Genomic DNA, 26,735 nt, shown 5'->3' with positions numbered 1-26,735 from the left:
ATGACGCTCTCGACCCCTGAACCCGTCGGCGGCGGGGACCCGACGGCCGCCGGACTGGAGGACGCCGGCGGCCAGGTCGCCGCCGCGCACCGGCGTCCCTGGTACCTCCGCCTGCCGATCGTCAGCCATCTGCGCAGCAGCGTCGGCCTGCAGCGCGGCATGCTGATCACCGGGCTGGTGCTGGTGGCGATGCTGCTGCTGGGCGCCCTGCTCGCCCCGCTGATCGCGCCCTACGGATTCGCCCAGACCTCGGCGGACGGCACTGCCTTCGGCACCCAGCAGCCGCCCTCGGCCGCGCATCCGTTGGGCACCACCGTCACCGGCTTCGACGTGCTCTCCCGGGTGATCTGGGGGACCCGCACCGCGGTCGCCGTGATGGCCTGCGCCGTGGCCGCCTCGCTGTTCCTCGGGGTGGCCCTGGGGCTGCTCTCCGGCTACCTCGGGGGCTGGCTGGACCGGGTGCTGGTGATGATCGCCGACGCCGTCTACGCCTTCCCCTCGCTGCTGCTGGCGATCGTCATGTCGATCACCATCTCCGGCGGACAGTCCGGCGCGTGGGGCGGCATCATCGCCGCCGCGCTCTCCATCACGGTGGTGTTCATCCCGCAGTACTTCCGCGTGATCCGCGCCGAGGTGGTGCGGCTGAAGGCCGAGCCGTTCGTGGAGGCCGCGAAGGTGGTGGGCACCGGGCACCGCCGCATCATGGGCACGCACCTGCTGCGCAACGCCACCCGCACCCTGCCGCTGATCTTCACCCTCAACGCCTCGGAGTCGATCCTCACCCTGGCGGCGCTGGGCTTCCTGGGCTTCGGCATCGAGCCCACCAGCGCCTCCGAATGGGGGTACGACCTCAATCGGGCGATGTCCGATGCGACCAGCGGGATCTGGTGGACCGGGATGTTCCCGGGCCTCGCGATCGCGCTCGCCGTGCTCGGCGTGACCCTGGTGGGCGAGTCCCTCAACGACCTCAACGACCCGCGCCTGCGCACCCGCCGCTCACGGCGCCGGCAGGACAGGAAGGTGACGGCATGAGCGCCGCGTCCACCACCGCGCCCGACGGGCCGCGCCTGCAGATCCGCGACCTCGACGTCCACTTCGCCACCGACGGCGGCGACGTGCACGCCGTGGACGGGGTGAGCCTCGAGGTCGCCCCGGGGGAGATCCTCGCGATCGTGGGGGAGTCCGGCTCCGGCAAGTCCGTCACCGCCCGCTCCGTGCTGGGCCTGCTGCCGGAGACGGCGGAGGCCGCCGGTGCCGTGATCGTCTCCGGCACCGACCTGGTGGGGCTCTCCGGCGCCCGCCTGCGTGCCCTGCGCGGCGAGGATGTCGCGATGATCTTCCAGGAGCCCTCCAGCGCCCTGAACCCCGTCTTCCCCATCTGGTGGCAGCTGGGGGAGGGGCTGCGGGCGCACCGCCCGAAGATCACCCGCCGGCAGATCCGGGACGAGGCCGTCACCGCGCTGGAGTCGGTGGGGATACCCGACGCCGCCGCCGTGATCGACCGCTACCCCCACGAGTTCTCCGGTGGGCAGAAGCAGCGGATCATGATCGCGATGGCGCTCGCGCTGGGCGCGGAGCTGATCGTCGCCGACGAGCCCACCACCGCGCTGGACGTCACCGTCCAGGCCGAGATCCTCGACCTGCTGCGGGACGTGCGCGACCGCTTCGGGACCTCGATCATCGTCATCACCCACAACATGGGGGTGGTCGCCGATCTCGCGGACTCGGTGGCGGTGATGCACCGCGGGCGGATCATCGAACGGGCCGGGGTGCAGGAGCTGTTCGCCGAGCCCCGCGAGGAGTACACCCGCACGCTCCTCGCCGCGGTGCCGCACCTGGGACGCGACTCCGCCTGGACGGCGCTGACCCCGCAGCGTCAGCAGGAGATCGAGGAGGCCGAGCCCCTGGTGGTCGCAGAGGACCTGGTCATCGAGTATCCCGGGCGCTGGGGCAAGCCGCCGTTCCGGGCCGTGAAGGGGGTCGACTTCCGGATCCGCGCCGGCGAGGTGTACGGGCTGGTGGGGGAGTCCGGCTCCGGCAAGACCACCATCGGGCGGGCGATCGCGGGGCTCGAGCGCACCACCGGCGGGAGCCTCACCGTGCTGGGCCATCAGATGCACGGCATGAAGGAGAAGGAGTTCAAGCCCCTGCGCCGACGAATCGGCTTCGTCTTCCAGGACCCGGCGACCTCCTTCAACCCGCACCTCACCATCGAGCAGTGCATCGCCGAGCCGCTGATCGTGCACGAGGCGTCGATGACCGCCGCGCAACGAGGGCAGACGGTGCGGGAGCTGCTCGAGGCGGTGGAGCTGCCCGGCGCCTACGCGCGGCGATACCCCCACGAGCTCTCCGGCGGGCAGCGCCAGCGGATCTCCCTCGCCCGGGCGCTGGTGCTCGAGCCCGAGCTGCTGATCGCCGATGAGCCCACCAGCGCCCTGGACGTCTCCGTGCAGGCCACCGTGCTGGAGCTGTTCCGGGAGCTGCAGCAGCGGCTGGGCTTCGCCGCGCTGTTCATCAGCCACGACCTGGCGGTGGTGGACTCCCTCGCCCACCGGATCGGGGTGCTGTTCCGCGGCGACCTGGTGGAGGACGGTCACGGCCCGGACGTGCTGCAGCGGCCCGCCCACGAGTACACGCGACGGCTGATCGCGTCGCTGCCGGTGCCGGACCCGGCCGAGCAGGCCGCACGGCGCGAGGAGTACATCCGGGAGTGGGGGCGGGGCCGCGAGGGGTGAGAAGCGCCCGGGGGCGGGCGACTCCTCGCACACCCTGCGACCGCCCGTCCTCGTGCCCGGTTCCGCGAGGGCGTTCACCCGACGTTCAGCGCCGGGCCCGTCGTGGGTTTCCCGGCTCGTCACGGCGGCGCGATGAGGTGGAGGCCACCCCGACCCCTCGAACGGAGCTCCCATGACCCCCTCCGCCCCCTCCCGCCGCCACCTGCTCCGTGCCTCCGCCGCGGCCGCCGCGACAGGCCTCGCCGCCGCCGGGACCGCCGCCTCCGCCGCGCCGGCCGGTCTGCCCGGCCCCGGCCCGAAGGACGGGATCGTGCGGGACGCCCTGCGATTCCGCGAGGACGGCACCTTCACCGTGGTGCAGTTCAACGACACCCAGGACGGCCCGGCCACCGACCGGCGCACCATCGCCCTGCAGGAGGCGGTGCTCGACGACGTCGCCCCGGACTTCGTGGTGCTCAACGGCGACGTCATCGACGGCTCGCCCCGCACTGCGCTGGAGGCCAAGCAGGCCCTGAACAACGTGGTGCGCCCGATGGAGGATCGCGGCATCGCCTGGGCCCTCACCTTCGGCAACCACGACGAGGACTCCAGCGGCCGCACCGGCCTGGACGAGGCCGCCTACCTCGAGTTCGTGAGCCAGTACCGCCACAACGTCAACTCCACCGGGGCACGGCACATCACCGGCACCGGCAACCAGGTGCTCACCATCGGCTCCGCCTCCGGGAACCGGGACGCCTTTGCGCTGTGGCTGCTCGACTCCGGCCGCTACGCCCCCGAGCAGATCGCCGGCCAGGACTTCGAGGGCTATCCGGGATGGGACTGGCTGCGTCCCGACCAGGTGCAGTGGTACCTCGGGGCCTCCGCCGCCCTGGAGAAGCGCAACAAGGCCCTGGTGCCCGCCCTCGCCTTCCAGCACATCGCCCTGTGGGAGCACCGCTTCATGTGGTTCGCGAGCGTGGACGGCCGCAGCGAGGCCGATCATGCCCGCGCCGTCGAGAAGCACTCGATCGTGGGCGAGCGCCACGAGGACGAGTGCCCCGGCCCGTTCAACTCCGGCATGTTCGCCGCGATGCTGCACCGCGGCGACGTGAAGGGCCTGTTCGTGGGCCACGACCACATCAACACCTACGTGGGCGACTACTACGGCATCCAGCTCGGCTACGCGCCGGGCACCGGCTTCGGCACCTACGGCCTGGGTGGCGCGGAGGATCACCGCCTGCGCGGCGCGCGGGTGTTCCACCTCGACGAGAGCGTCGAGGGCGTCTACGCGGGCACGGAGCTGCGCTTCGCGGCCGACTACGGCATCGATCTCAGCGCCGGCGGACAGCCCGGCGAGCCCGCCGACCTCCCCGACGGGGTGCGCTGAGGGTCAGGACCGCCCGAACCGCGGCACGGCCCCGGCGACGATCCGTTCCACGATCGGCACGTCGGGGCTGGCCCAACGGCGCGCCCCGAGCTCGCCGCGGGCCACCCACTCCAGCAGGTCATGATCGGTGCTGCGTGTGGGGGAGGGGCCGAGCGCGCGCACCCAGTAGCAGTCCAGGTGGGTCTCGCGCTCGCCGGTCCACTCCTCGCCGCGGCCGATCCGCCAGCCCACCTCGACCTCGATCCCGAGCTCCTCGCGCAGCTCGCGCCGCAGCGCCTGCTGCGGTGACTCGCCCGGCTCGATCTTCCCGCCGGGGAACTCCCACAGCCCTGCCGCGCTCCGGCCCGGGCCCGACGGGCCGCGAGCACGCCCCCGCCGTCGACCAGCACCCCGCCCACCACGCGCAGGAGCTGCCCGTGCGCGTCGGCACCCGGATGGCCGACGTCGCCCCGCCACCAGGTGAACCCGCAGGCGGTGCACTCGCGGTCGGGGCCCAGTCCCACGCAGCCGTCCCACACCACCCACGGGGGTGCGCTCTCCATCGCCTCCGGCAGCGGCATGCCGAGCACGTGGTGCAGCACCTCCTCGCCGCCGCAGCACGGACAGGTGCCGCGCGCCGGCGCGTCATCGGCGTCGTGGTGGGTCATGGGAGCAGTCTCCCGCAGGGGTGCGACGGGCGAGGGTGTCTCCGCCCCGGGCGCGGTCAGCTCCCCGCGCCGTCCGCGAGCGCCTCCAGCACGGCCTCGCCGTACTCGGCGAGCTTCTTGGCGCCCACCCCGCTCACCGCGCCGAGGGCCTGGGTCGACGTGGGGGCGGCCTCGACGATTCCCACCAGCGTGGCGTCGGAGAAGACCATGTAGGGCGGGACCTGCTTCTCCTTCGCCACCGCGGTGCGCCAGGCGCGCAGCGCCTCGAAGCGCTCCCGCTGGGCCGGGGCGAGGGATTCCGCGGCGCGGGCGGAGCCCGCGGCCCGTCGGCCGCCGGAGCGGGCGGCGCGCTGCGGGGTGCGGTCCACCGCCAGCTCCACCGTGGTCTCGCCGCGCAGCACGGGCCCCGCCTGGGCGCCGGGGACCAGCACGCCGTAGTCGCCCTCGGCCTCGACGAGGCCGCGGGCCATGAGCTGCCGGATCACGGTGCGCCACTCCTTCTCGCCCAGCTCCTCCCCGATGCCCCAGACGCTCAGCTCGTGGTGGCGGGACTGGAGCGAGCGCTCGTTCTCACGGCCGCGGAGCACCTCGATCACCTGGCCGGCCCCGAACTTCTGCCCCCGCTCCCGGTCCAGGCGGATCAGCGCCGAGAGGAGCTTCTGCGCGGCGACCGTCGCGTCCCAGGTGCTCGGCGGGGACAGGCACACGTCGCAGTTCCCGCACGGCTCGGCGTCCTGGCCGAAGTAGCGCAGCAGCTGCACGCGCCGGCAGGTGACCGTCTCGCACAGGGCGAGCATCGCGTCGAGGTGCGCGCGGGCGTTGCGCTTGAACTGCTCGGAGCTCTCGCCGGTGTCGATGAACTTCCGCTGGCTCACCACGTCCCCCAGGCCGTAGGCCATCCACGCGGTGGCGGGCAGTCCGTCGCGGCCGGCGCGGCCGGTCTCCTGGTAGTAGCCCTCGATCGACTTGGGCAGGTCCAGGTGGGCGACGAAGCGCACGTCCGGCTTGTCGATCCCCATCCCGAAGGCGATGGTCGCCACGATGATCAGCCCATCCGCGCGCAGGAACCGCTCCTGGTGGTCCTGGCGCACGGCGGCGTCGAGGCCCGCATGGTAGGGGAGGGCGGGAATGCCGCGGGCCACCAGCGCCTCGGCGGTCTGCTCCACGCTGCGGCGGGAGAGGCAGTACACGATCCCGGACTCGCCCTCGTGCTCGGCGGTGATCAGCCGCAGCAGCTGCTCGCGGGGCGCGGACTTCGGCTCGATCCGGTACTGGATGTTGGGGCGGTCGAAGCTGGCCACGAAGTGCGCCGCCTGCTGCATCTGCAGGCGTTCGGTGAGCTCGCGGTGCGTGGCCTCGGTGGCGGTGGCGGTCAGGGCGATCCGCGGCACCCCGGGGAACGCCTCCGCGAGGACGGAGAGCCCCAGGTAGTCGGGCCGGAAGTCGTGGCCCCACTGGGAGACGCAGTGCGCCTCGTCGATCGCGAACAGGGCCAGCTCCGCGCGGCGCAGCAGCTCCTGGGTGCGCGGGAGCACCAGTCGCTCCGGCGCCATGTACAGCAGGTCCAGCTCGCCGGCCAGCAGCTGCTGCTCCACCGCCTGCGCCTCGTGGGGCTCGAGGGTGGAGTTGAGGTACGCGGCGCGGATGCCCACGCCCTCCAGCGCCGCCACCTGGTCCGCCATCAGGGCGATCAGCGGGGAGATCACGATCCCCGTGCCCGCCCGCAGCAGGGACGGGATCTGGTAGCACAGCGACTTGCCGCCGCCGGTGGGCATCAGCACCACCGCGTCCCCGCCGCCGGCGACCTGCGCGATGATCGCCGCCTGGTCGCCGCGGAAGGCGTCGTAGCCGAACACGCGCGAGAGGATCTCCAGCGCGGCCCCCTCCGTCCCACCCCCGCCCGCGGCAGCGGCGGTGTGCGGGGCGGCGGCGGGGGGAGTGCTCATGGTGGCCACTGTAGGTGGGGCCGAGGACCGGCCGCGACCGCTGCGGGCGGAGTGTGGAGAGTCGTCGTGGCGTGCGCGGTGCGCGTCGACGGGGCGACCGGTCGCGGGAGCTCAGTCGTCGAGCTGGAGGAGGACGCTCATCTGCCAGGTGCCGTGGAATACCTGCTGGGAGATCGTGCCCCGCCCGCGGTCGAGCTCCACCTCCACGCAGGAGCGATCCACCACCAGGTCGACGATCACCTCGTCGTCCCCGCCGGCCGGGACGTAGGGGAGCGACCGCGGGTGCTCGACCGCGAACGGCGCCTCGTGCGCCGCGCCGCGGTCGAGCACCACCCCGCTGGTCGGGTCCCCGGACAGCACCAGGTCGAGGTCTCCCTCCGGGTCCCCGAAACGCAGCGTGAGCCGCCACGGCGAGCGGGCCGGAAGCACGCCGTGGAGCCGCAGCGGCTGCGCGAGGTCCAGCGGCGGACCGCCCGCGACCTCCTCGAGGGTCACGGTGCGGGTGCCGTCCGGCACCACCAGGCGCTGGACCAGGACCGGGTCGCCCGCCCCGTCCGCCTCCAGCTGCAGCGTGCGGGGCAGAGTCATCGCGGATCGCCACGGCGCGGTGGGGGTCTGCGCGGCATAGGCCCAGTTGTTCATCCAGCCCAGCAGCACCGGGTCGCCCTGGACGCCCGAGAAGGACACCGCGGCGTAGCAGTCCTGCCCGAGATCCAGCGGCTGCGGGGAGCTGTGGGTGGTGAAGGTGCGACCGTCGAAGTCGCCCAGCAGGGTGTAGGTGCCCGAGCCGCCCGCGGGCCCGCCCGGGTTCGTGCTCAGCACCAGCACCCAGGCCGAGGCACCGGCCCCCTCGGCCTCGGTCCCCGTCCGCACGTGCACCAGGTCCGGGCACTCCCAGATCCCGCCGTCGATCTCCGGGTGCGTGAACACCGAGGCGTGCTCCCAGGTGAGCAGATCCTCCGAGGTGTAAAGGTGGAGCTCGTACTCCTCCGCCTCCACGGTGACCATCACCCAGCGCGCGGACTCGGCATGCCAGAGCACCTTCGGGTCGCGGAAGTCGCGGGAGCCGCGGTCGAGCACCGGGTTCCCCGAGAAGCGCGTCCACGTGGTGCCGCCGTCGGTCGAGGCCGCGACCGACTGCGCCTGGATGCTGGGCAGGGTGGGATGGGCGGGGGTGTAGGCGCTGGTGTAGAAGGCCAGCAGCGGACCGCCGTCCCCCGGGATGCCCAGTCCCGAGCGGTTCTCGGCGTCATGCACGACGCTGCCGGAGAAGATCCACTCCTCCTCGCTGAAGCGCAGCGCGACGGGCAGGTGCGTCCACGAGGCGAGGTCGTCGGAGACGGCATGGCCCCAGGAGAGATTGCCGGGCGTGCTGCCCAGCGGATTGTTCTGGAAGAACAGATGCCAGCGTCCCTCGTGCAGGACGAGCCCGTTGGGATCGTTCATCCAGGTCGACTCCGGGGTGAAGTGCACGCGGGGACGATGCGGATCCGGGGCGGGACCCGCGCTGTCGGGGTCGTGTCGTCGAGCGGCCATCGTCGTGCTCTCCTCGGGAGATCGTCGGGAACGGGCGCGGTGCGGTGCCGGTGGCCGGGACCTCTCAGGGGCCCCCGCTGATCCGCTCCCACGCCTCGGGGCCGCCGGCATCCCAGATCTCGCCGCCGTCCCCGACCACCACCAGCAGCGAACGGGCGCGGGAGAGCCCCACGTACAGCAGCTGGGGCGCCCGCTCCGCGACGGCGAAGCCGTTGACGGCGAGCACCACCACGGGCCGTTCGAGGCCTTTGACGGTCAGCACGTGCCCGTAGAACACCTCGGTGCCGGCGAAGAACGCGTCCCAGTAGCCATCGTAGCCGTACAGCTCGATCTACTCCTTCTGCACCGGGTGGCGGCTGCGGGTGGTGAGCAGGGCGATCTGGCCGGGCTCCCAGCCCTCGTCCATGAGCTGCTCCACCATGTCGTCGGCCGTCGCGACGGCGTCCTGCGCGGTGGACTCGACGTACCGCACGGGGTCGCCCTCGGCCATCCGCGCCGTCTGGGCCAGCGGCGTCAGCGGGGCGAAGGTGCGCGCGATCGCCCGGGTGTTGCGGAGGTTGTCGTCCAGCGGGAACGGGTTCAGGGTGATCGGGGCGCGACCCTCCCGGTCGAACACGCTCTGGTGCTCGTCGGTGAACACGAACAGCACGCCGTGCTCCGGGTCCCGCAGGCAGGGCAGCAGGCCGTCCCACCACAGATCGGCGAAGTCCTGGGCCTCGTCCACCACGATCGCGTCGAACAGCTCCAGCTCCTCCTGCGCCGTGGCGAGATCGGCGAGGCGGCGCGGCAGATGCTCCTCGTAGTAGGTGACGGCGTCGCCGTCGAACTGCTGCTCCGTCTCCGCACCCCAGGTCACCGGGAGGTCGTGGAACAGCCCCACGTAGGCAGGGCGCTCCTCGGGAGGCCACGTGGTCGCCAGCAGCTGGAAGTGCCGGGCCAGGCCGCGCGAGTAGCACAGCAGCGCGGTGCGGAACCCCTCCCGAGCGAGGGTGCGCGCCTTGATCATCGCCAGGTGGGTCTTGCCGGAGCCGGCGCCGCCGATGATCTGCGCCCGGTGCTGGAAGCGCAGCATCGCGATCGCGCGCTCCTGCTCGCGGGTGAGCGCATTGCCCTCGTCGGCGATCTCGCGGGCCAGCAGCTGATGGTTCTCGATCGCGCGGTGGGTGCGCCGCAGCATCGTCACCGCGTGCGCGCACTGCTGGGCGTCCAGCGGCGCGTACCCGAGCCTGCTCTGCCGGTTCAGCGCGTGCACGATCCGCCCCGCCAGCTGCGGCAGGTCCGTCCCGTCCAGCACCAGCGAGCGCGGCGCCTCCGGCGGGTCCCAGCCCGCGGGCAGCTCGGTGTAGGGCAGCACCGCCAGATGCACCGCGCGCCCGATCGGACGCGACGAAGTCGCATTGAGATAGGCGACCAGATGATGCTTCGCGGACTGCGCCTGGTCGATCGGGGACCGCTTCAGCCGGTGACTGCCCGTCGAGTCCGACTGGTGCCACTGCCCGTCCCGCAGCGAGACCCGCCCGCCCTTGACCTCGAGCACCGCGATCCCGAAGCCCGGCCACAGCACCGTCAGATCCGCCTCGACCTCGGCGCCGTCCGCGGTGACGCGCTGCCCGGCCAGCAGCACCGCGCCCTCGGGAAGCTGTGCGACCAGGTGCTCCCACACGGTCCGCTCGGCGGCGGAGGCGAACTCGGGATGCTCGGGAAGCGTGCGCGGCATGCTGCTCCTCACTCGGGGACCGGCCCTCGCGGGTGCGGCCAGCGTATCGGCGCGCCGACGGGGAGGGGACGGGTTCCGTGGACCGTGCTGCGGTCCTGTGCGGTCGGGGCCCTCGAATGCCAGGCGCGTTCGTCTGTCACACCGCTGCCGGAGGATTCTCGCGAAGGCAGCGCACGGGCCGCCGTCGTCCTCACGACGCATCCCACGCGGGACATCCCCCTCCTCGCGCTCCCCTTCCCCCGCAGTACCCCTCGGCGCAATCGGGCGCCCGAGGGCTTCGCGTGATACCCGAGAGGATCGCCGCTGTGAACAGCACCGACCCCCAGTCCCCGGAGCAGGGCGCTCCGCACCCCACCGCCGCACCGCAGTTCGGCACCCCCGACGGCGCCCCGGCGGCCACCGCCCCCACACGCCGCAGGAAGGGGCTGATCGCCGCGGGCTGCGGCTGCCTCGCGCTGCTGGTCCTCCTGATCGGCGGGTGCTCCGTGCTCATGGCCGGCACCGCCGATGACGACGAGAGTGCGACCGCCACCCTCGAGGCGTCGCCGGAGGCCGAGGCCGCGCCGGAGCCCGAGGAGGACGTCGAGGAGGCCGCCGAGGCCGCTGCGATGGAGGACGACGACGCGGCCGCCGCCGAGGAGGAGACCGCCGCGGAGGAGGACTCCGCGCCGGTGGAGGAGGATGTCCCCTCCGAGTACACCTCTGCGCTGAACAGCGCGGAGACCTACTCCGAGCTGATGAACATGTCGAAGCAGGGCATCTTCGATCAGCTCACCTCCGAGTACGGCGACCAGTTCTCCGAGGAGGCGGCGCAGTACGCGGTGGACACGATCGAGGCGGATTGGAACGAGAACGCGCTGAAGTCCGCCGAGACCTACTCGGACACGATGCACATGTCGAAGCAGGGCATCTACGACCAGCTCACCTCCGAGTACGGCGAGCAGTTCACCGCCGAGCAGGCGCAGTACGCGATCGACACCATCGAGGCGGACTGGAACGAGAACGCGCTGGAATCCGCACGGGTGTACCGCGACGAGATGGACATGTCCCCGGAGGCGATCCGGGACCAGCTCAGCTCCTCCTACGGTGACCAGTTCACTCAGGAGCAGGCGGACTACGCGGTCGAGAACCTCGACTGAGCACTCTGCTCATCCGCCACGGGGCGCGCGCCGCACGGCGCGCGCCCCGTACTTTCTGCGGGGTCCGCGGCCGATGAGCTATCGCGGAAGGGACTGTGTCCGGACAAGGCCGTCGACAACGATGGCCGGACAGCGTATCGAGACTCCAGTTCGACTGCTTGGAGCGAGAGCCTTGCCCGCGTGGCGACAGGCGCGTAGCGTGACGCGCAGCTACATGTCATGACAAAAGAGGGTGAGGGTGCGCATGCGAGTCGGTCTGGTGGGGTACGGCGTCGGAGGGCGGCAGTTCCACGCCCCGTTCCTCGAGGCGGCCACGGACATCGAGATCGCCGGGGTGGTGGCCCGCTCGGAGACCACCACCGCAGCCGTGCGGGAGGACTTCCCGCAGGTGCCGATCTTCCCGAGCCTCACCACGATGCTCGAGGCGGGCGTCGACGCCGTGACGATCACGACGCCGCCCGCGACGCGTCGCGATCTCGTGATGGAGGCGATCGCCGCGGGCGTGCACGTGGTGGCCGACAAGCCCTTCGCCCCCTCCGCCGCCGTGGCCCGCGAGATGGCCGAGGCCGCACGAGCCGCCGGAGTGCAGCTGAGCGTCTTCCACAACCGCCGCTTCGATGCGGATCTGCGCACCCTCCGGGGAGTTCTCGACAGCGGTGCCCTCGGCGAGCTGTGGCGGGTGCACTCGCGCTTCGATCTCGATCAGCCGGAGCTGCTCGAGGCGGGCGAGCACGGCGGGCTGCTGCGCGACCTCGGCACCCACCTGGTGGATCAGATGATGTGGCTGCTCGGGCCGGTGCGTGCGGTCTCCGCCCGGCTCGACCACGTGGAGCTCGCGGAGGGACGCACCGACGCCGCCTTCGCGCTCACCCTCCAGCACGCCGACGGCGTCACCTCCTGCACCTCCTCCACCAAGCTCAACCACCTCCACGAGCGCACGCTGCGCGCCTACGGGAGCGCCGGCTCCTACACCGCGACGAGCACCGACGTGCAGGCCGAGGCGATCGCCGCCGGGAAGCGCCCTGTGCAGGACCCGGAGAACTGGGGCTACGAGGCGCCGGAGCGGTGGGGGACCCTCCACACCGCTGAGGGCCACGAGCCGGTCCCCTCGGCCCAGGGCTCCTACACCGCCTTCTACGAGCAGTTCGCCGCCGCCTGCGCGGGGCGCGGTGCGGCGCCGTCCCCCGCGAGCGAGGGCATCGCCGTGCTGGAGGTCCTCGACGCCGCCCGCCGCAGCGACGAGAACGGCGGGGCGTTCATCCCGCTGGCGTGAACGGCAACGACGGCCGGCGTGACGGGCGGGCGACCGCTCGGTGAAGCCCGCGGTCGAACCCGGCGAAGCGCCCGGGGGAGTGCGGCGTCGGGGCTAGCGTCGGGCCCGACCGCACCCCGAACGCAGGAGTTCTTCGATGGCCCTCCCTCCCGCCCGCCGCACCGTCCTCACCGGCCTCGGCGCCGCCGCCGCCCTCGGCGCCCTCTCGACCCCGGCCGTGGCCGCCCCCACCGAGTCCGGCCCGGGCAGCGCCCTGATCGGCCGTGCCCAGCGCGACGCGCTGCACGTGATGAGCGCCAACATCCGCTACGACCGCTCCGCCGGAGGCGGCACCGTCGCGGGCGACCCGGACCACTGGCCCGATCGTCGGCCCCTGCTCGTCGAGCTGCTCCAGCGCGAGAAGCCCACCCTCCTGGGCGTCCAGGAGGCCCTGTCCGGGCAGCTCTCCGCGATCGAGGAGGCGCTGCCGCGACATCGCAGCGTCGGCTACGGCCGGGACGGCGGCAGCCGCGGCGAGTACTCGGCGATCTTCTACGACAGCACGCGTCTCGAGGTGCTCGCCTGGGACCAGTTCTGGCTCTCCGACACCCCGGAGGTGATCGGTTCGGCCACCTGGGGCAACACCGTCACCCGGATCGTGGTGTGGGCCCACCTGCGCGACGTCGCCACCGGTGCCGAGATCGCGATGCTCAACACGCACTTCGACCACCAGAGCGAGAACGCGAGGATCCGCAGCGCCGACGCGATCCTCGACCTCCTCCGCGGCGGGGAGCTCGACGCGCTGCCCACCATCGTCACCGGCGACTTCAACTCCGCCGCCCACGACTCCGGCGCCTACACCGCCCTGGTCTCCGACGGACCGCTGGTGGACACCTGGGATGCCGCCGCGCAGCAGCTCACGCCCGCCTGGGGCACCTTCCCCGGCTACGACGACCCCGTGGAGGGCGGCGACCGCATCGACTGGGTGCTCACCACCGAGGACCTGGTCACCGAGCAGGCCGCGCTCAACGTGTGGCGCGACGCCTCCGGCGCCTACCCCTCCGACCACGCCCCGGTGCAGGCGCTGATCGCCCTGCCCTGAGCGCCGCGGGCGGGCCCCGTCCGGCCCGCGCTCAGCGCTTGTGGTAGAGCGCGGGCCGCAGGAACCGCGGCTCCGAGGTGACGGAGATCCCGAGGCTGCGGAAGATGTCCTCGTCCACGGTCCCGAGGATCGTGGTGGTGTGCACGTCGCAGCCGGCGAGGCTGCGCAGCTGCTCGAGGGCGCGCCGGGCGTTGCCGTCGTTCGCGGCGGAGACCGACAGCGCGATCAGCACCTCGTCGGTGTGCAGACGCGGATTGCGCGACCCCAGGTGCTGGGTCTTCAGGGTCTGGATCGGCTCGATCGAGGCGGGCGAGAGCAGCTGCACGGCGTCCTCGAGGCCGGCCAGGCGCTTGAGCGCGTTCAGCAGCATCGCCGCCGAGCAGCCCAGCAGTGCCGAAGTCTTCCCGGTGACCAGAGTGCCGTCGGCCAGCTGGATCGCGGCGCCGGGCTCCCCGGTGCGGGCCTCTACCGCGAGGGCCGGATCCACCACCGCCCTGTCGCTCGGGGTGCAGCCCGCCTTGGACATCACCATCCCGATGCGCTGGGAGACGACGTCGTCCTCGTCGTTGATCCGCTCGTGCACCAGGGCCTTGTAGTAGCGGCGGATGATCTCCTGGCGCGCCGCCTCCCGGCACACGGCGTCGTCCACGATGCACTCGCCCGCGAGGTTCACGCCCATGTCGGTGGGGGAGGCGTAGGGCGAGGCGCCGGTGAGCCGCTCCAGCAGGGTGCGCAGCAGAGGGAACACCTCCACGTCGCGGTTGTAGCTGGTCACCTGCTCGCCGTACGCGGCGAGGTGGAAGGGGTCGATGAGGTTCAGGTCGTCCAGATCCGCCGTGGCGGACTCGTACGCGAGGTTCACCGGGTGCTCGAGCGGCAGGTTCCAGATCGGGAAGGTCTCGAACTTCGCGTAGCCGGCGGCGATGCCGCGCTCGTGGTCGTGGTAGATCTGCGAGAGACAGGTGGCGAGCTTGCCGGATCCGGGCCCGGGTGCCGTCACCACGATCAGGTCGCGGCTGGTGCGGGTGTACTCGTTCGCCCCGAAGCCCTCGGCGGAGACGATCCGGGCGGTGTCCTGCGGGTAGCCGGGGATCACGCTGTGCCGGGCCACGGTGAGGCCCAGTCGCTGCAGGCGCTCGATGAATGCCCGCGCCACGTGATTGGACTTCTCCAGCTGGGTGACCGCCACGTTCTGCACCAGGAAGCCGTGCTCGCGGAACACGTCCACCAGGCGCAACACGTCATCCTCGTAGGTGATCCCCAGATCGGCGCGCACCTTCTGCCGTTCGAGGTCCTTCGCGTTCAGGCACACCAGGATCTCGAGCTCGTCCTTCAGGCGGTGCAGCATCGCGATCTTGTTGTCCGGCGTGAAGCCGGGCAGCACCCGGGAGGCATGGTGGTCGTCGAACAGCTTCCCGCCCATCTCCAGGTACAGCTTCCCGCCGATCTGCTCCCGGCGGCGCTTGATGTGCCGCGACTGCTCGGCGATGTAGCGCTCGCGGTCGAAGCCGATCCGAGAGCCCGCGGCAGGACGGGGCGAGGGGGCAGGAGGGTGGGGGGCCGAGTCGATCACCCCGGCACGCTAGCACCGGCGGTGCGCCGTACCTGTGCGGGAGCGGGCGACGCGGCGGCAGACGGGCGGGTGCGCCGGTGCGCGGATGATTCGAATCGATGCATCCGCTCGCGGAGATGACCTTGCAGGCCGGAGCCTTCGCAGGGCCGATGAGGGAGGCGCCGTGGTCGCTCGTCCACCCCATGACCCTTGCGCACCCTGTGGGAACACGGCATAGTGACGGCACCGCGCGACCGGGGCGCCAGAGTCGGCGTCCGCTCGGCGCGGTGGCAGCGCACCCGTCACCTCCGGGTTGATTCCTGTCTAGGATCGATACGAATCGAGACCGGCGACGTGAGAGCGAGGCGATGATGTCGACACCACTGACCACCACCGGACCGCTCCTGACGCGGCGCACGCTCGGCGCCCTCGCCGGCGGTGCGGTCACATGACCACCTCCCCTCGTCCCGGAAGGACTGCCTCCATGCCCACCACCCCTCTTCGCGTCACCGTCTGGGGCGAGAACCGCCACGAGCAGCGCGACCCCCGCGTGCGGGAGCTGTACCCCGAGGGGATGCACTCCACCATCCGCGACGGGATCCTCGAGAATCTCGGCGATGCCGTCACCACCCGCATCGCGCTGCTCGACGACCCGGAGCACGGTCTCAGCGAGGAGGTGCTCGCCGCGACCGACGTCCTCACCTGGTGGGGGCACATGGCGCACGGGGAGGTCTCCGAGGAGGTCGCCGAGCGGGTGCAGCGGCACGTCCTGGCCGGCATGGGCCTGGTGGTGCTGCACTCCGGGCACTGGTCCAAGCCCTTCACCCGGCTGATGGGCACCACCTGCACCCTGCGCTGGCGCAACGAGGCCGACCGCGAGCTGGTGTGGACCGTGAACCCGTCCCATCCGATCGCCGAGGGCGTGCCACACCCGCTGATCATCGACGAGCAGGAGATGTACGGGGAGCACTTCGACATCCCGGTGCCCGACGAGCTGGTGTTCGTCTCCTCCTTCAGCGGGGGAGAGGTGTTCCGCTCGGGCTGCACCTTCCGGCGCGGCAAGGGCAAGATCTTCTACTTCAGCCCCGGCGACCAGGACTACCCCGTCTACCACCATCGGGACGTGCGCAGGGTCATCGCCAACGGGGTCCGGTGGGCGCGTCCCGCGGTCGCCGATCGCGAGGTGCCGTTCCTGGACCGGTACCAGACCGAGTGGTTCCTCACGGGCTCCGGCGGGCAGGGGCTCGGCGACGCGGCCGCGGCGGGGAAGGGCGCATGAGCGCGTACAGCGCCGCCGCGGTGCACGCCGACCCTGCGACTCCGCCTCCGCCCGTCCCCGTCGTGGTCATCGGCGCCGGCGGGATGGGTCGGGCCTGGATCGCCACGGTGCTCGGCAACGCCGCCGCGCGCCTCGTGGGCGTCGCGGACGTGCTCGACGGGGCCGCTGAGGCCGCCGTCGCCGAGGTGGTGCCCGAGAAGCTGCGCGACGCCATCGTGACCGGCACCGACTCCCTCGAGGTCGCACGCCGCGCAGGCGCCGAGGCCGTCATCGACGTCACCGTCCCCGCCGCCCACCACGCGGTCACCGCCGATGCCCTGCACGCGGGACTTCCGGTGCTCGGGGAGAAGCCGTGCGCGGCCACCCTCGCCGAGGCGGTGTCCCTGGCCGGGCATGCCGAGGCGACAGGGCGGCTGTTCATGGTCTCCCAGTCCCGCCGGAACAACCCCCACCTGCGCGAGGCCCGCCGCCTCGCCGACGAGCTCGGCGGCGCCGGGATCGTGGACACCCGCTTCTACAAGGCGCCCAGGTTCGGAGGATTCCGCGACGCGATGGAGCAGCCGCTGCTCGTCGACATGGCGATCCACGCCGTCGACGCCGGCCGGGTGCTCGTGGAGGGCACCCCCGTGGCCGTGAACGCCACCTCGCACAACCCGTCCTGGAGCTGGTACGCGGGCGATGCGGCGGCGAGCGCGGTGATCACCTACGACACCGGCGCGGTGCACACCTACTCCGGCTCCTGGTGCTCGCCCGGGGCGGAGACCAGCTGGAACGGCGACTGGTCGCTCAGCTGTGCGGAAGGAAGCGTCCACTGGGACGGCGAGACCCCGCCGACAGCGCATCCCGCCGCGGGCGGAGCTGTCGCCGGGCGCGTGCCCGGAGACTCGGACCGGTGGGAGCTGGACGCCTCCCTCACCGACTTCTGCGCCGCGCTGCGGGGCGGGGACCGGCCGGACTCCGAGGTGCACGACAACGTGTGGACCCAGGCGATCGTCGAGGCCGCGGTGCGCTCGGCCGCCAGCGGTGCGCGCGTGCAGCTCGCCGAGCTCCTCGACGAGGCGCTCCACGCGGCGCGGATCCTGGATTCCGCCGACGGGCGCAGCCGGGCCCTCGAGAGGTGGAAGACTGGGGTCTCCGGACTCCTCGCAGGGTAGGAGAACCTCGAGGGAAGGGGCGGGCGCATGGCGAGCAGCAGGGAGCGGCGCGCGACGGCGCCCACGAGCCAGGACGTCGCCCGCCTGGCGGGCGTCTCGCAGTCCACCGTCAGCTACGTGCTCACCGGCTCCCGCCCCATCTCCGAGGCCACCCGGGAGCGCGTCGAGGACGCGATCGCCAAGCTCGGGTACCACCCGAACTCCGGCGCCCGCACGCTGAGGTCCCGGCGCAGCGGCGTGATCGGGCTGATGGTGCCGGAGGCGGACGGCGACGACGGCGCACTGATGACCTTCGTGGGCTCGATCGCGCGGGAGGCGCGCCGCCACGGCTACGACATCCTGCTGGTCACCGCCCAGGAGGGCGCGGAGGGGATCCGGCGGGTGGTGCGCACCGGGGTGTGCGAGGCGCTGATCCTCATGGAGCTGGACAGGATCGACGAACGCGTGCCGCCGGTGCTCGAGTCCGGGCTGCCCTTCGTGACCCTCGGCAAGCCCGAGGAGTTCCCGCAGGGCTCGGTCGTCGATCTCGACTTCGAGATGCTGGGCCGCATGGTGGTCGAGCGCGCGATCGAGGAGGAGTGCGACCGGCTGCTGCTGTTCGGCGATCCGGGGCGCAAGCGCGCCCGCAACGACGTCTCGCGCTTCCTGCGCGGCGTCGAGGACGTCGCCCAGGAGGCGGAGCTCGAGGTGGTGATGGACGGCGGCGCGCTCGCCGAGGTGCCGGCACGCGCACTGCGGATGACGCTGCCGAATCAGCGCACCGCGATGTTCGGCCTGTCCGGGGTGCGGCAGGTGCTGTTCGCGATGGCGGCCACCCGAGCGCTCGTGGACGACACGCGGCTGCTCATCACCCTCAGCGGCGCGGACCTGGTGGACGTGAGCCCCCTGCTGGCGGCCGTGCCGCAGCTGGACCCGCGGCGGGTCGAGATCAGCGAGCTGGCCGTGCGCGAGCTGGTGCGGCTGCTGCGCACCGACGGGGCCTCGCCCCGCATCACGCTGGTGGAGCCGCGCTGGATCGAGGGCTGAGCTCGAGCGGGCCGGGCGTGCTCACCGCGCCCGGGGCAGCCAGATCCTCATCGCGCCCGGCCCCCGGTTCCCCCACCGCGCGAACGGGAGCGCGGTGACGGTGACCGTGGAGGCGGGACCGCGCTCGTCGGGGCCGCTGCGGTACAGGTCGCCCTCGTCGCGCCGGTGCCGCAGCTGCAGCTGCACGGTGCCGTCCTCCCGCACCACGGGCGCCGTGCTGTCCGGGACCGCGAGGTCGTCCACCTCGACCCCGTCGGGCATGTCCACCTGCTCCAGGCAGTGCACCAGCGGGCCGCGCTCGAGGGCGAGGCAGTCCCGGGTCGCGTCCACGCGGGGGTGGGAGCGGGTCCAGCGCGGGGGCATGTCCAGGCGCAGTACGGCGCCGTCGACGTCCGAGGAGCCCAGGACCAGGCGGCCCGCGGCGCGCTCCGCGGCGGTGATGGCTCGTGCGGCGCCGTCGGCCGTGGTGAGGGAGCCGTCGCGCAGCCAGCCGGGCAGGCGCAGCCCCAGGCGCGCCGCGGGGTGCAGCGCCCCCTCCGCCAGGCGGAGGGTGATGGTGCCGGTGGCCGGGTAGTCGGTCTCCACCTCGAGCACGCCCTCGCCGATCTCGGCGGGCAGCGTCACGGCCATCGCCGTGTGCTGGAGGATCTCCAGGCTCGGGCCGTCCTCGTCCTCTCGCACCGCGGCGACGTAGGCGCCGAGCTGAGCGACGGTGCGGGCGATGTTCGGCGGGCAGCAGGCGCAGGAGTACCACTCCTGGCGGGAGGCCGGGGCGTTCTCCTCGTCGAAGCGGTCCGGGCGCCGCTGGAGCGGATTGGAGTAGAAGAACCGGGTGCCGGTGCGGTCCACGGCGGCGGGGAGCGCGTTGTGCAGCTCCCGCTCGATGACGTCCGCGCAGCGCGGGTCCTCGCCCGCCAGCATCATCCGCCACGTCCAGTGGAGATCGGCGATGGTCGCGCAGGTCTCCGCGTAGGCCCGGTCCGAGGGCAGCTCGTGATCGTTGCCGAAGGACTCGTCCCGATGGCGGGAGCCGAAGGCGCCGGTGAGGTACATCTTCCGGGTGTGCACGCGCTCCCACTGCTCGCGCATGATCGCGCCCAGCGCCTCCTCGCCGGTCTCGAGGAACAGATCGGTCACCCCGGCGTTGAGGTAGAGCTGCCGCACCGCGTGACCGGTCGGGTCCGCGGCCTCGCGCACCGGCAGGTGGTCCTGGAAGTAGTGGGTGCCGAACCCGCCGCCGGGCAGGATGTCGCGGCCCCGCTGATCCACCAGGTGCTGAGCCAGGGCGAGGTGGCGGGGCTCGCCCGTGAGGCGGTGCAGCTCCACCAGGGCGGTCTCGATCTCGGGATGCCCGGGGATGCCGTCCTCCCGGCCCGGGCCGAACCGGCGCTCCACGAGATCCACGAAGTCCAGCGCGCGCTCCAGCAGATCCGTGCGCCCGTCGGTGCGGGCCAGCGCGATCCCGGCCTGCAGCCAGTGCCCCAGCACGTACAGCTCGTGGGTCCAGTGCAGCTCCGCGAACTTCTTCTCCGGGTGCACGCCCTGGATCCAGGTGTGGAGGTACCCGCTGGGCTCCTGGGCCCGGGTGATCAGTGCGATCATCTCGTCCAGCCACGCGTGGTGCGCGGTGGTGCCGCTGCGACCGATCTCCCACGCCACCGCCTCGATCACCTTGTACAGGTCCGAGTCCGCGAAGACGAAGCCGCGGTACGGCGCTCCGGACTCGCCGAGCAGGCGGCGGAAGTTGTCGATCACGCCGGAGCTCTCCAGCTGCGCGATGCAGTGGGGGAGGGTGGCCTCCGCGTTGAGCTCCTGCCAGGCGCCCAGGGTCCCGTCGGGGGAGAGGCGCACCGCCCGCAGGTCCAGGGGGCGCAGGCCGGTGCGGCGTGGGGCGCGGGGAAGCGCCGGGGCCGCCGGGGACTCGACGTGGGCAGGGTGGGACACGGGGTGCTCCTCGGGGGTGGGAGGTGGTGGGGTCCTCGACCTACTCACCGTACACAACGTTGTAGAACTCGGGAAGCGCTCTCTCGAACCGGCGCGGCGGGATGTTCACTCGCCTCGAGGGCGCGCCGGTGAGCAGACCCACAGCCGCCACCCCTCCTCTCTTGCTTTGGGCGGGCCTAAGATGTACCAATGAACAGTTCGGCCACCCCCGTCGATGCCCACCGTCTGCTCGAGGCGCTCCTGCACGCCCCCGCCGAGGACGCGACGCTGCTCGACGCCCTCCGCCCCGAGGTGCTGCGCCAGACCCGCGCCGCCTACGACGCGCTCTACCGCGCCCCGCAGCCGCTGGCCGCGGACGTCCTGCACGCGCTCGCCGCGGTGACCGCCCGCTGGCAGGGCAGCGGAGCGCTGGCGCAGTGGCACCGCACCCAGGGCGCCGACGAGAACCTGCTCGCCCCGGGAGCGCACCCCGCCGACCCCGCCCTCGCCGTGCTGCGGGACCACGTGGACCTGCTCTCCCTCTCCCCGGCCCTGGCCGCTGCCGAGGACCAGGAGCGCCTCGCCGCCGCCGGCCACACGCCGCGGGTCGTCGTGCTGGTCAGCCAGCTGGTCGCCTTCGAGAGCCACCTCCAGCGCCTGCTCGCCGCGCTCGCCGCCCTCCACGGTGCCGCCCTGCCCGCCGCCGACGCCCCCGACCGTGCTCCGCGCACCCGCGGCCGCACCGCACAGCACGGCGGCACCACTCCCTCCGGCCGCCCCCGCCCCGCCGCGTTCACCCGGGAGCAGCTGCAGTGGGAGCCGTGGATCCCCGTCCCCACCGAGGAGGAGCTCACGGCCGAGCAGCGGGAGTCCTTCGCCGCCAAGGCCACCACCAACAGCGTCTACTTCCGGATGCTCTCGCTCACCCCGGCGCTCACCGCCGCCCGCAGCGCGCTGGACAATGCGATCTTCCTGCCCCGGGACGGCCTCCCCAAGGCCGAGCGGGAGCTCGCCGCCGCCGCGGCCAGCAAGGTCAACGACTGCATCTACTGCGCCTCCGTCCACGCCCGCAAGGCCGCCGCCCTCGCGAAGCGCGCCGAGGACGTCGACGCCCTGCTCGCCGCCGCCCTCGACCGCGACGCCGACTGGATCGCCGCCGACCTCGCCCCGCTCGCCGCCGGCCAGGACGCCCGCTGGGCCGCCCTGGTCACCGCCGCCGCGGAGATCTCCCGGCCGCGCCCGTCCGCCCCGGCGCTCGCGCCCCTGCGCGCCCAGGGACTCACCGACCCGCAGATCCTCGACCTGTTCGCCGCCGCCTCCTTCTTCGCCTGGGCGAACCGCCTCATGCTCTCCCTCGGCGACCCCTCCCTTCCCGACGCGGCGCGCCCCGACGCCGCCTGACCCCAGAGGACACCATGACCACCGCACTGCGCCGCCGCACCCTCCTCGGCTCCCTCGCCGCCCTGCCCGCCCTGGGCCTCGCCGCCTGCGGCGAGGTCACCGTGGAGGGCGAGGAGAACGCCTCCGAGCAGCTCACCATCGTCGACGACCAGGAGCGCGAGGTGGTGCTCCCCGGCCCCGCCGCCACCGCCGTGGTGCTCAACAGCTACACCAACGAGTTCCTGCGCGCCATCGGCGCCGCCGATCGCGTGGTGGGCGTGGACCGCGCCTCCCTGGACCGCCTGCCCTACCTCGACCTCGGCGAGGACCAGATCATCGCCGAAGGCCTGGACCAGCTGAACTACGAGGCGATCGCCGAGCTCGCGCCGGACGTGGTGATCATGCCCCGAAACGCCGTGTGGCAGGAGGCGGCCGAGCAGCTCGAGGCCTTCGGGATCCCCCTGGTGGTGGCCACCGCCTGGGACACCGACGTGGTCGACGAGACCCTCACCCTGCTGGGGCAGGTGTTCGGGCTCGAGGACGGGGCGCAGACGGTGCTCGACTTCCGCGAGGAGATCTCCACCGCGCTCACCGACCGCCTCGCGGACGTCGAGCCCGTGAGCGTGTACTTCGAGACCGTCGAGCCGTACCTCACCACGCTGCCCGGCTCCGGCTTCCACGCGATGATCCTCGCCGCCGGCGGCGCGAACGTCTTCGACGACGCCTCCGGCGGCGACGCCCAGGAGGAGCTGACCGTGGACCCCGCCGAGGTGGTGCTGCGCGACCCGGAATTCGTGATCCACGAGTTCGAGCCCTCCGCCGCGCCCGTGGACCGTTTCGAGGAGCTGCGCGAGGACATCGCCTCCCGTCCGGGCTGGGACGGCATGACCGCCCTCGCCGAGGGCCACGTCGCGATCGCCAACGGCTGGGCCACCTCCGCGCTGGGCAAGTCCCTCGGTGCGCTGTACCTCGCCTCCTGGCTCCACCCCGAGCAGATGGCGGACGTCGACCCCGACGAGTACCTCACCCGCTGGGTCACCGAGTTCCAGGCGACGGAGCTCTCCTCCCCGAGCGACTACGTGCAGGGACCCGAGGCATGACCGCCACCCTCGAGACCCCCGCCGACGCCCCCGCGGGCGGCGGCGCGCCCGGCGGCGCCGGCGTGGCCCGCCGCCGCGAGCGGCGCAAGCTGCTCGTCCTCGCCGCCGGTGTGGTGGCGTCGGTGCTCGCGCTGCTCGCCTCGGTGACCATCGGCACCGCCGGCGTGGGCCTCGGCGACGTGGTCCGTGCGCTGCGGCTCGCCGTGTTCGGCGGCACCCTGAGCGCCGATTTCGCCTCCACCTACTCGGTGATCACCCAGCTGCGGCTACCGCGCGTGCTGCTCGCCTTCGCGGCGGGGGCGGCGCTGTCCGTCTCCGGCGTGCTCATGCAGGGCCTGCTCCGCAACCCGCTGGTCAGCCCCTTCACCCTGGGGGTGTCCCCGGCCGCCGCGTTCGGCGCCGCCTTGGTGATCACCCTGGCCGGCACCCAGCACCTGCCCGCCTGGGCCACCATCGCCGGTGCGATGATCATGGCGCTCACCGTCTCCGCGGTGGTGCTCGGCATCGCCACCGCACGCCGCATGGCCGTGGCCACCCTGCTGCTGCTGGGCATCGCGATGACCCAGATCTTCGAGGCCCTCACCTCGGCGCTGCAGTTCACCGCCAACGAGAACACCCTGCAGGCGATCATCCGCTGGACCTTCGGCTCCGTGAACGACGCGGTGTGGTCCGATGTTCTCGTGGTGGGGACCGTGGCCCTGGTCGCGATCCCGCTCACGCTGATGTTCTCCAAGGACCTCAACGCGATCGCCTTCGCGGGGGACGACGCCGCCCGCAGCTTCGGCGTCAACGTGGGCCCGGTGCGGGTGGGGCTCATCGCCCTCGCCGTCACACTCGCGGCCGTGGTGGTCTCCTTCTGCGGGATCATCGGCTTCGTGGGCCTGGTCGGCCCGCACATTGCACGTCTCGCCATCGGCGCTGACCACCGCCACCTGCTGCCCTTCGCGGCGCTCTCCGGCGGCCTGCTGCTGCTGATCGCCGACGCCGTGGGCCGCACCGTCATCGCCCCGGCGGTGGTGCCCGTCGGCATCGTGGTCGCCTTCATCGGCGGCCCCGTGTTCATCTACCTCATCCTCACGCGAAGGAACACCCTCAAGTGAGCCTCTCCGTCCAGCACCTCTCCTTCTCCTACGGCACCCGCACGATCCTCGAGGACGTCTCCTTCGAGGTGGCGCCCGGCGCGTTCTGCGCCCTGCTGGGCCCGAACGGCTCGGGGAAGTCCACCCTCGTCAAGGCGATAGCCGGCGTGCATCGCGCCCGGAAGGGCACCGTCACCGTCGAGGGACGCGAGACCGGCTCCCTGGGCCGGCGCGAGCTCGCGACCGTCGTCGGCTACGTGCCCCAGGCCGGTGACGCCCCCTTCGACCTCACCGTGCGCGAGGCCGTGATGCTGGGACGCACCCCGCACTTCGGCCTCGCCCCGCGCGCCGAGGACCGCGCGAAGGTCGAGGACTCGATCGTGCGGATGGGGCTCGGCGACATCGCCGAGCGCTCCCTGTCCGAGCTCTCCGGCGGCCAGCAGCAGCGCGCGCTCATCGCCCGCGCCCTGGCGCAGGACACGCGCGTGCTGCTCCTGGACGAGCCCACCAGCGCCCTCGACCTCCGCTACCAGATCGAGACCCTGCAGCTGGTCCGCCAGATCACCCGCGAGGAGGGCATCAGCGCCCTCATCGCGATCCACGACCTCAACCACGCCGCCCGCTACTGCGACCAGATCGTCGTGCTCCACGGGGGCCGGATGGTCGCCGACGGACCCCCCGCCGAGGCGCTGCAGGCCCCTACGCTGCGGAGCGTCTACGAGGTGGACGTCGAGGTGGTCGCCGGCGACGGCGCGGTGGAGGTGCGGCCCCGGGTCGACGAGGCCGGCTTCACCCGCACCGGGGAGCGCCTCGGCGAGCTCGACCCGGCCGGCGCGGCCACCGCAGGGGACCCGCGGCGCGAGCCCGTGGCGAGCCGGTGAGCGCCCCGGAGCAGTTCGACGCCGTGATTGTCGGCGGCGGGCCCCGCGGGGTCGCGACCGTGCTGCGCATCGCGGCCCGCGCCGCGGCCGCCGGGAGCGCGCCGGTGCGTCTCGCGGTCGTCGACGCCGTCGCCATCGGGCCCGGTGCGACCTGGCGCCTGGACCAGCCCGCCCAGTACCTCAACAACACCCAGGCCGATGCCACCACCGTCCATCCCGACGGGTCCACGCGCATGAGCGGCCCCGCCGCGCCGGGGCCCGATCTCGTGCAGTGGGCCCGCGCCGTGCGGGAACGCGGAACTCATCCGGCGGGGGAGTGGGTGGTCGCCGAGGCCGCGGCGCTGACCGGCCCCGCCTTCCCCACCCGTCGCCTGCAGGGCGTGTACTTCCGCGACCAGCTCGAGGCGGCCGTGGCCGGCGGCGCCGTGGAGCTCACCGAGGTCGTGGGCCGCGCCGTGGACCTCGACCGCGATGGTGACGGCGACGGCGACGGCGACGGTGCGGTGGTGGTGCTCGAGGAGGGCCGCCGCCTCGCCGCTCCCACCGTGGTGCTCGCCCAGGGCATGGTGCAGGGGCGCCGCACGCCCGACATCGAGGCACTGGTGCGCTTCGCGGACCGGCACGGCCTGCGCTACGTGGAGCCCGGCATGCCCGCCGAGCGCGCCCTCGGGGACCTCCCGGCCGGACAGGACGTGCTGGTGCGGGGCCTCGGCGCGAACTTCTTCGACGTCGTCGGGCAGCTCGCCGCCCAGTGGGGCGGGCACGTCGAGCCCGTCGCCGGCGATCCGCACGGACGCCTGCGCTACCTGCCCAGCGGCCGCGAGCCGCGCCTGGTGGTCGGCTCCCGCCGCGGGATCCCGTACCGCGCCAAGCCCGACGGCGGCCGCAGCGTGCGCCCGTTCGCCCCGCGCTGGGCGACCCCGGAGTGGTTCGAGGGCCTCGCCGCGCGCGGCGGCGTGGACTTCGCGACCGAGGTGTGGCCGGTGCTCGCCTGCGAGTTCGCCCGCGCGCATCTCGACGCGCTCGCGGCGCTGCACCCCGGCGCGGTGGTCGGGGACTGGCGCGCCGGGCTCGACGCCGCCCGCACCGCCGCCGAGGTCGACGCCGTGCTGGAGGCCTCCGTGGTCGAGGACGAGTGGCGCTGGACCCTCGAGGAGCTGCACCGCCCCACCCACGGCCGGTCGGTGGCTCCCGTCGAGTGGGAGCGACTGGTGCACCGCCTGGTGCGCCAGGAGCTCGGCTCGATGTCGGACCCGTCCCACCACCCCCGGGCGGCCGTGAACGCCGCGATGGGCGCGCTGCGCCGGCACGTGGGCCGCCTCACCGCGCGCGGCGCCTTCACCGGGACGTCCCTCGCCCGCGACGTGCTGGGCTGGTTCGACGGCGACTCCCTGGCCCTCGCCTCCGGACCGCCCGCGGACAGGGTGCGCCTGGTGCTCGCGCTCCTCGAGGCGGGGGTGATCATGCTGCTCGGCCCCGAGACGACGATCGAGGCCGACGAGCGCCGCGGGCGCTTCCGGGCGGTCTCAGCGATCACGGGCGCGGCGGCCGACTCCGCCGTGCTGCTGGAGACCCGGATGTCCAAGGGGAAGGTGCCGGAGACGGAGGATCCGCTGCTGCGCGCCCTGCTCGGCACCGGGCGCGCGCGGGTGCACACCGTCGACGGCATCCCGACGCACAGCATGGAGGCCACCGGCGCGGAGGTCTCCGAGCACGCGACGGGCGGTCACAACCTGGTGGCGGCCGACGGGTCGGTGGACCGCGCGGTGGTGGTGCTCGGCATCCCCGCGGCGTCCACCCAGCCGGGCTCCGCGATCGGCGCCAGCCCGGGCGTCCCCTCGCCGCTGCTCGCGGGCGCGGACGTCGCCGCGCGGCAGATCCTGCAGCGGGTGCGCGTCCCCGCCTGAGCCACGGCCCGCCC

At 73.2% G+C, this 26,735-nt stretch carries 21 protein-coding genes; 14 read left to right on the top strand and 7 right to left on the bottom strand.

Annotated features, from left to right (window positions below):
- From DWV08_RS06360 to DWV08_RS06350, 3 genes are all read left to right on the top strand, one after another.
- The gene (locus tag DWV08_RS06360; protein ID WP_115413029.1) at positions 1–1,032 is read left to right on the top strand and encodes an ABC transporter permease; all 1,032 of its coding nucleotides are present in this window, start codon (positions 1–3) and stop codon (positions 1,030–1,032) included.
- Positions 1,029–2,735, top strand: a complete 1,707-nt coding sequence (locus DWV08_RS06355) for an ABC transporter ATP-binding protein (protein WP_115413028.1) — start codon at positions 1,029–1,031, stop codon at positions 2,733–2,735. The genes DWV08_RS06360 and DWV08_RS06355 overlap by 4 nt, the downstream gene beginning before the upstream one ends.
- Positions 2,736–2,907: 172 nt before the next feature.
- The gene (locus DWV08_RS06350) at positions 2,908–4,101 is read left to right on the top strand and encodes a metallophosphoesterase family protein (RefSeq protein ID WP_115413027.1); all 1,194 of its coding nucleotides are present in this window, start codon (positions 2,908–2,910) and stop codon (positions 4,099–4,101) included.
- Positions 4,102–4,104: 3 nt separating this feature from the next.
- On the opposite strand, the gene DWV08_RS16885 is transcribed toward DWV08_RS06350, so the two are convergent.
- From DWV08_RS16885 to DWV08_RS06330, 5 genes are all read right to left on the bottom strand, one after another.
- Positions 4,105–4,557 carry a (deoxy)nucleoside triphosphate pyrophosphohydrolase gene (locus tag DWV08_RS16885; protein ID WP_241237372.1) on the bottom strand — a complete coding sequence of 151 codons (453 nt, stop codon included), beginning with the start codon at positions 4,555–4,557 and terminating at the stop codon, positions 4,105–4,107.
- A 247-nt stretch (positions 4,558–4,804) separates the two neighbouring features.
- Positions 4,805–6,694, bottom strand: coding sequence for a DNA helicase RecQ (gene recQ, locus DWV08_RS06340; protein ID WP_115413026.1), 1,890 nt, complete (start codon positions 6,692–6,694; stop codon positions 4,805–4,807).
- Between the two features lie 111 nt (positions 6,695–6,805).
- A complete protein-coding gene (locus DWV08_RS06335; RefSeq protein ID WP_115413025.1) occupies positions 6,806–8,230 on the bottom strand; it encodes a glycoside hydrolase family 32 protein in 1,425 nt (474 codons plus the stop codon).
- A 64-nt stretch (positions 8,231–8,294) separates the two neighbouring features.
- On the bottom strand, positions 8,295–8,492 hold the full coding sequence (locus DWV08_RS17040) for an ATP-binding domain-containing protein (RefSeq protein WP_241237373.1): 198 nt from the start codon (positions 8,490–8,492) through the stop codon (positions 8,295–8,297).
- 69 nt (positions 8,493–8,561) lie between these two features.
- Positions 8,562–9,947: a nuclease-related domain-containing DEAD/DEAH box helicase gene (locus DWV08_RS06330; RefSeq protein WP_241237374.1), complete on the bottom strand. Its 1,386-nt coding sequence runs from the start codon at positions 9,945–9,947 to the stop codon at positions 8,562–8,564.
- Between the two features lie 305 nt (positions 9,948–10,252).
- On the opposite strand from DWV08_RS06330, the gene DWV08_RS06325 reads away from it, so the two are divergent.
- The 3 genes from DWV08_RS06325 (at position 10,253) to DWV08_RS06315 (ending at position 13,440) form a co-directional block, all read left to right on the top strand.
- Positions 10,253–11,086 carry an Ltp family lipoprotein gene (locus DWV08_RS06325; RefSeq protein ID WP_241237375.1) on the top strand — a complete coding sequence of 278 codons (834 nt, stop codon included), beginning with the start codon at positions 10,253–10,255 and terminating at the stop codon, positions 11,084–11,086.
- Between the two features lie 244 nt (positions 11,087–11,330).
- Positions 11,331–12,359: a Gfo/Idh/MocA family oxidoreductase gene (locus DWV08_RS06320; RefSeq protein ID WP_115414932.1), complete on the top strand. Its 1,029-nt coding sequence runs from the start codon at positions 11,331–11,333 to the stop codon at positions 12,357–12,359.
- Positions 12,360–12,495: 136 nt separating this feature from the next.
- Entirely contained in the window at positions 12,496–13,440 is a 945-nt protein-coding gene (locus tag DWV08_RS06315) for an endonuclease/exonuclease/phosphatase family protein (protein ID WP_115413023.1), read from the top strand.
- A gap of 31 nt (positions 13,441–13,471) precedes the next feature.
- On the opposite strand, the gene DWV08_RS06310 is transcribed toward DWV08_RS06315, so the two are convergent.
- Positions 13,472–15,013, bottom strand: coding sequence for a DUF1846 domain-containing protein (locus DWV08_RS06310; protein WP_115413022.1), 1,542 nt, complete (start codon positions 15,011–15,013; stop codon positions 13,472–13,474).
- Positions 15,014–15,476: 463 nt separating this feature from the next.
- On the opposite strand from DWV08_RS06310, the gene DWV08_RS06305 reads away from it, so the two are divergent.
- From DWV08_RS06305 to DWV08_RS06295, 3 genes are read left to right on the top strand one after another with little or no spacing between them, the layout of a single operon-like run.
- Positions 15,477–16,271 carry a ThuA domain-containing protein gene (locus DWV08_RS06305; protein ID WP_115413021.1) on the top strand — a complete coding sequence of 265 codons (795 nt, stop codon included), beginning with the start codon at positions 15,477–15,479 and terminating at the stop codon, positions 16,269–16,271.
- Positions 16,268–17,425 carry a Gfo/Idh/MocA family protein gene (locus DWV08_RS06300; protein WP_115413020.1) on the top strand — a complete coding sequence of 386 codons (1,158 nt, stop codon included), beginning with the start codon at positions 16,268–16,270 and terminating at the stop codon, positions 17,423–17,425. Before DWV08_RS06305 ends, DWV08_RS06300 begins: the two co-directional genes overlap by 4 nt.
- 27 nt (positions 17,426–17,452) lie before the next feature.
- Positions 17,453–18,451, top strand: a complete 999-nt coding sequence (locus tag DWV08_RS06295; RefSeq protein ID WP_115413019.1) for a LacI family DNA-binding transcriptional regulator — start codon at positions 17,453–17,455, stop codon at positions 18,449–18,451.
- Positions 18,452–18,472: 21 nt separating this feature from the next.
- Here the strand turns inward: DWV08_RS06295 and DWV08_RS06290 are convergent, their stop codons facing one another.
- The gene (locus DWV08_RS06290) at positions 18,473–20,395 is read right to left on the bottom strand and encodes a glycoside hydrolase family 127 protein (protein WP_115413018.1); all 1,923 of its coding nucleotides are present in this window, start codon (positions 20,393–20,395) and stop codon (positions 18,473–18,475) included.
- Positions 20,396–20,584: 189 nt separating this feature from the next.
- On the opposite strand from DWV08_RS06290, the gene DWV08_RS06285 reads away from it, so the two are divergent.
- The 5 genes from DWV08_RS06285 to DWV08_RS06265 are packed head-to-tail and all read left to right on the top strand — an operon-like array spanning position 20,585 to position 26,721.
- The gene (locus DWV08_RS06285; RefSeq protein ID WP_115413017.1) at positions 20,585–21,775 is read left to right on the top strand and encodes a peroxidase-related enzyme; all 1,191 of its coding nucleotides are present in this window, start codon (positions 20,585–20,587) and stop codon (positions 21,773–21,775) included.
- A 14-nt stretch (positions 21,776–21,789) separates the two neighbouring features.
- Positions 21,790–22,854 carry an ABC transporter substrate-binding protein gene (locus DWV08_RS06280; RefSeq protein ID WP_115413016.1) on the top strand — a complete coding sequence of 355 codons (1,065 nt, stop codon included), beginning with the start codon at positions 21,790–21,792 and terminating at the stop codon, positions 22,852–22,854.
- The gene (locus DWV08_RS06275; protein ID WP_115413015.1) at positions 22,851–23,954 is read left to right on the top strand and encodes a FecCD family ABC transporter permease; all 1,104 of its coding nucleotides are present in this window, start codon (positions 22,851–22,853) and stop codon (positions 23,952–23,954) included. Before DWV08_RS06280 ends, DWV08_RS06275 begins: the two co-directional genes overlap by 4 nt.
- On the top strand, positions 23,951–24,814 hold the full coding sequence (locus tag DWV08_RS06270; RefSeq protein WP_115413014.1) for an ABC transporter ATP-binding protein: 864 nt from the start codon (positions 23,951–23,953) through the stop codon (positions 24,812–24,814). Before DWV08_RS06275 ends, DWV08_RS06270 begins: the two co-directional genes overlap by 4 nt.
- Entirely contained in the window at positions 24,811–26,721 is a 1,911-nt protein-coding gene (locus tag DWV08_RS06265) for an FAD/NAD(P)-binding protein (protein WP_115413013.1), read from the top strand. Before DWV08_RS06270 ends, DWV08_RS06265 begins: the two co-directional genes overlap by 4 nt.
- Positions 26,722–26,735: the final 14 nt, after the last annotated feature.

The organism is Brachybacterium saurashtrense, assembly GCF_003355475.1.
GTDB lineage: Bacteria > Actinomycetota > Actinomycetes > Actinomycetales > Dermabacteraceae > Brachybacterium > Brachybacterium saurashtrense.
This window is presented reverse-complemented; position numbering and strand designations above follow the sequence as displayed.